The organism is Cryobacterium sp. TMT2-42-4 (assembly GCF_004402645.1).
Lineage (GTDB): Bacteria > Actinomycetota > Actinomycetes > Actinomycetales > Microbacteriaceae > Cryobacterium > Cryobacterium sandaracinum.
Genome location: NZ_SOFT01000029.1, coordinates 1 through 1,609, shown reverse-complemented (window position 1 = coordinate 1,609; position 1,609 = coordinate 1). Strand labels below are relative to the sequence as shown.

The 1,609-nt window shown below is 55.7% G+C and carries 1 rRNA gene; it reads left to right on the top strand.

From position 1 onward, the window contains the following. Window positions 1-1,436 (top strand): 16S ribosomal RNA (locus E3O18_RS10240); the annotation flags it as partial. Window positions 1,437-1,609 lie beyond the last annotated feature (173 nt).

The following is a 1,609-nucleotide window of genomic DNA, read 5'->3' as shown; positions in this document are numbered from 1 at the left end:
CTCTGATCAGTGGCGAACGGGTGAGTAACACGTGAGCAATCTGCCCTTGACTCTGGGATAAGCGTTGGAAACGACGTCTAATACCGGATACGACCTTGGAAGGCATCTTCTGGGGTGGAAAGAATTTTGGTCAAGGATGAGCTCGCGGCCTATCAGCTAGTTGGTGAGGTAATGGCTCACCAAGGCGACGACGGGTAGCCGGCCTGAGAGGGTGACCGGCCACACTGGGACTGAGACACGGCCCAGACTCCTACGGGAGGCAGCAGTGGGGAATATTGCACAATGGGCGAAAGCCTGATGCAGCAACGCCGCGTGAGGGACGACGGCCTTCGGGTTGTAAACCTCTTTTAGTAGGGAAGAAGCGTAAAAGTGACGGTACCTGCAGAAAAAGCACCGGCTAACTACGTGCCAGCAGCCGCGGTAATACGTAGGGTGCAAGCGTTGTCCGGAATTATTGGGCGTAAAGAGCTCGTAGGCGGTTTGTCGCGTCTGCTGTGAAAACCCGAGGCTCAACCTCGGGCCTGCAGTGGGTACGGGCAGACTAGAGTGCGGTAGGGGAGATTGGAATTCCTGGTGTAGCGGTGGAATGCGCAGATATCAGGAGGAACACCAATGGCGAAGGCAGATCTCTGGGCCGTAACTGACGCTGAGGAGCGAAAGCATGGGGAGCGAACAGGATTAGATACCCTGGTAGTCCATGCCGTAAACGTTGGGAACTAGATGTGGGGACCATTCCACGGTCTCCGTGTCGCAGCTAACGCATTAAGTTCCCCGCCTGGGGAGTACGGCCGCAAGGCTAAAACTCAAAGGAATTGACGGGGGCCCGCACAAGCGGCGGAGCATGCGGATTAATTCGATGCAACGCGAAGAACCTTACCAAGGCTTGACATATAGAGGAAACGTCTGGAAACAGTCGCCCCGCAAGGTCTCTATACAGGTGGTGCATGGTTGTCGTCAGCTCGTGTCGTGAGATGTTGGGTTAAGTCCCGCAACGAGCGCAACCCTCGTCCTATGTTGCCAGCACGTAATGGTGGGAACTCATGGGATACTGCCGGGGTCAACTCGGAGGAAGGTGGGGATGACGTCAAATCATCATGCCCCTTATGTCTTGGGCTTCACGCATGCTACAATGGCCGGTACAAAGGGCTGCAATACCGCAAGGTGGAGCGAATCCCAAAAAGCCGGTCTCAGTTCGGATTGAGGTCTGCAACTCGACCTCATGAAGTCGGAGTCGCTAGTAATCGCAGATCAGCAACGCTGCGGTGAATACGTTCCCGGGCCTTGTACACACCGCCCGTCAAGTCATGAAAGTCGGTAACACCCGAAGCCAGTGGCCTAACCCGCAAGGGGAGGAGCTGTCGAAGGTGGGATCGGTGATTAGGACTAAGTCGTAACAAGGTAGCCGTACCGGAAGGTGCGGCTGGATCACCTCCTTTCTAAGGAGCACAGCACCTCTCCTCTGTATACAGGGAGATCATGGTGCCAAGCCATTACGGAGACATACGTTCTCCGGTGGCGCTCATGGGTGGAACATTGACATTGATGCGTGGAGGACACTGGTGAACCCGGTACGCCGCGAGCTGTTTACAGCACGTCGGTTGGAATGGTT